This window comes from Tumebacillus flagellatus (genome assembly GCF_000714935.1).
GTDB classification, from domain to species: Bacteria; Bacillota; Bacilli; order Tumebacillales; family Tumebacillaceae; genus Tumebacillus; species Tumebacillus flagellatus.
Genome location: NZ_JMIR01000065.1, coordinates 1 through 3,453, shown reverse-complemented (window position 1 = coordinate 3,453; position 3,453 = coordinate 1). Strand labels below are relative to the sequence as shown.

Annotated in this window: 2 protein-coding genes; both read left to right on the top strand. The window is 54.8% G+C overall.

Annotated features, from left to right (window positions below; translation table 11 throughout):
- Nucleotides 1-163 precede the first annotated feature (163 nt).
- Nucleotides 164-2,461, top strand: coding sequence for an S-layer homology domain-containing protein (locus EL26_RS22745; RefSeq protein WP_038094706.1), 2,298 nt, complete (start codon nt 164-166; stop codon nt 2,459-2,461).
- On the top strand, nt 2,445-3,338 hold the full coding sequence (locus EL26_RS22740) for a GNAT family N-acetyltransferase (protein ID WP_081857432.1): 894 nt from the start codon (nt 2,445-2,447) through the stop codon (nt 3,336-3,338). Before EL26_RS22745 ends, EL26_RS22740 begins: the two co-directional genes overlap by 17 nt.
- Nucleotides 3,339-3,453: the final 115 nt, after the last annotated feature.

The following is a 3,453-nucleotide window of genomic DNA, read 5'->3' as shown; positions in this document are numbered from 1 at the left end:
GGTACTCGGACCGCAGGGTCCCGGGAGAGTAGGACGTCGCGAGGCAACAGACTTTTATAAGGAAAGACCCAATCTCGACAGAGATTGGGTCTTTCTTTTATTCTGTCTGACGTATAAAATGAGGAAGGATTTGCTTTGGTTTACAGAGAGAGGATGAATCAATATGAAGATAAACAATAAATTAATCATTAGCACATTGGTGTTATCGACTTTCTTCAGTCCGACTGCCGTGCTGGCGGCATCCGGCAATGACTCTGCGGTTGCCATCGGCACTGTGGGTGCGGCGCAGCAGATTCAAGCGTTGGGCTTGATGACGGGAGACGCAAACGGGGATTTCCGTTCAGGGGAACCGATGTCGCGCGCAGAAGTCGCGAAGATGCTGTGCAAATTGTTTTCCTTGCAGACCGAACCGGTGCAGGGGTCGTTTTTTGCTGACGTCGACGTGAACTCCGAGAATGTCGCGTACATAGAAGCGGTGCACAAAGCGGGCCTCATGATCGGAGACGCGACTTCGTTTCGTCCGAACGAGGCGATCACCGGCGAAGAGATGGCTGTGATCCTCGCGCGCGGATTCCATTTGAAGCTGGAAGGCAAAGGGACAAACCTGCCTGTTGAGGAGCAAACGATGATCAGCCAGTGGGCGCAAGATTCCGTGCGAGCGGTGCGGGAACTTGGATTTTTGAAACCGGGCTCGAACGGGCTCCGGCAACCGCTGCTTCGCGGCGATATGGCGAACGTGTTGCTCCTCGTTGTCAATCAACCGGTGGGTGAGGCGACGATCGGGGATGGAAGCGTCACGATCTCCGGCATCCGCTACGGGGTTACGGACTCGTTGCAAGGGGTATTCCAAACGAGCAACGCAAATGCTCTGAAGGGCGCGCAATTCAATTTCACCCGTGACGGCTTCAAGATCGCCATGCTGACGTCGTTGGAGTTGAACCAAGCGGACAGCGTGCTTGACGGACACAATGCGACGGGAGTGGGCGATCTCGTCGTAAACGCTCCGATGACGGTGAAAAACCTCAATACTCATGGCACGTTGCAAGTTCAGTCAACTTCTTTCAGCGCGCAAGATTCTTCCTTTGGGACGGTGGTGCTGAAGGGGCAGAACGGAAACGTTGTGACCTTCCATGCAACGGGCAACACCCATGTGGATACCTTGAAGACGTCCGAAGGCAAATCTTCCATCCAGACGGACAGCGACGCCACGATCGAGAGTCTCCAACTGGGCGACAACTCGACCGAAGTTGAACTCAAGGGCAGTGTCAAAAACCTCGTGATCAGCGCTGCCACCCATGCCAAAGTCAAGTTGGTCGACGGTGCGAGAATCGACGCGGTCACGATGCCGGACAATGCCAATTTGAGAGACTACATCGTCGACTATGACGACGTCAAAGCCAACATCCCGATCGTCAACAACAGCTCGAACCCGGACAATCGCCCGGCTTATCATGCGGTTAACAAAAAAGCTCTTAATGACACGATCAACGGAGCGGTGACGTGGAGCCTGGAAATCCAAGTGGGCACCAACCCCGGTCAGGTGCCGCAAAGTGCCCATGACGACCTGCAAGCGGCCATCGAGGCTGCCCAAACCGTTGCCAACAAAAAAAACGCCAGCCAACGAGAAGTGAATGACGCAACCGCAGCGTTGACGCAGGCGATTCAAACGTTCCGCAACGCGATCATCGCGGCACCGGATGCGCTCACGATCTCCTTGGCTCCGGCCGCGCAGTTCCCCTTGAACAGCGGGCTGTCCGGCACGAGCGGTGACGTACTCCTCACCGACGACGCGGGCATGGTGATGACGACGACACCTCTTTACAACAAACGCAACATCAAGAATCTCATCCAAGTCAAACGCGGCGCGACTGTGGAAAAACTTTCGTACGATGCCGTCAATCACGACTTTATCGTAAGTGACCCGGACAACACAACAGTCGGCACGGTTTCCTTGAACACCGTGTCGCAGGACCTCCAGATCAACTCGACGGGCAACGGGTTCACCATCCATCCGCTGGATGCGGCAACGGAAGCCTCTTCTGCCACGATCGATTTTACTCTTGATAAAACGGATGGTTCCCCGTCCAGCACCGTCAGTTTGCCGATCTCATTTGATCAGACGGCGCCGACGTGGACGAACGGCAGCTACAGCAACCATGTCCTCACCTTGACCAGCAATGAGTCCATTGCGATCCAGTTCCCGGAAGCGCCGACCGTTTCGGTGGAGTATTCGCAAAGCGGAGACTTTTCGGATTCCCAATCGCTCTCTCAGGTCAACAACGATCTTACCTCCGTGCTCGTCAGCGGAAACACCCTTTCGCTGCAATTGACGGATACTTGGCTCAGCAACCATACGGCGGGACCGAACAGCAAATTCCGCTTGACGACAAACGGCTACTACGACCTCGCCAAAAACAGCCCCGTCAGCAACGTGGTCACTATTGATGTCTCGCAATTCTAATGCACGAGAACTTGTGATTGAAGCATTTACGGGATCGATTCCGCCTGACTATCAGAAGGTATCCGTTCCCGAGATCGATTACCTCTTGCAGAGACTCCCATCGTCGGTCACGGCGTTGGGAGTTTCGCGTGACGGCGAGCCCATCGGTCTGGGCGTGGCACATCAACAGGAGCAAAGTCCAACTGCGCATCTCTTGGCGCTCACCATCGAGGAACGTCAACGTCGACAAGGACACGGGCGTCTCTTGTTGCGAGCGTTGGAGTCCTCCCTTCGGCAAAACGGTGTCGAGCGCTTGAGTGTCGAGTATGTTGCAAGTTCCGACCCGCTGTCGGGAGAGGCGGCGTTCCTCACCACATGCGGGTTTGCAGTGCCGCGGCCGGGGATTTACATCCGGAGCGGTTCCCTGTCGCTCCTTCACAACTTCCTTTGGATGAAAAAAACGACCCTGCCGCCGTCTTTTGCTGTTTCGGCATGGTCTACGCTCACCGAGGAAGAGCGCGCGTTTGTCAAAAAAGGATCGGGCGTCTGGTATCCGTCGATCCTGTCGCCGTTTGCGGACGAAGCTTTGATCGACCCCGACCGAAGTCTGGTGTTGCGGTATCGGGGCGAAGTCGCGGGGTGGATGATGCTTGAAGCGTTTGATTCACAGACGGTGTTGTTCAAGACGATGTTCGTCCATCGCAGACACCAACGCATGGCGCGCGGTGCCGCATTGATTGCGGAGGTTTGCCATCGTGTGTTGGAGGAGCAAACGTTTCAGAACGGGATTCTGTTTGTGGAGGCAGAGAACGAAGAGATGGTTCGGTTTATGAACCGGCATCTGCAACATGAGGAGCTTCAAAAAGAGGTTTTGTGGAGAACGGTCAAGAAACTTTGACCGTTCTATTGCGTATTTGCGAGATCGAAAACAAAATCAAGAGGCCATTTCGCATCAGGCGCAAAAACAACGGCAGGAGACGGAATTTGTTCTGGTATGACATTCCAACGAGTTG

Coding starts and splice junctions, on each gene's coding strand:
- EL26_RS22745 (WP_038094706.1), top strand. CDS start 164: ATGAAGATAAACAATAAATTAATCATTAGCACATTGGTGTTATCGACT.
- EL26_RS22740 (WP_081857432.1), top strand. CDS start 2,445: ATGTCTCGCAATTCTAATGCACGAGAACTTGTGATTGAAGCATTTACG.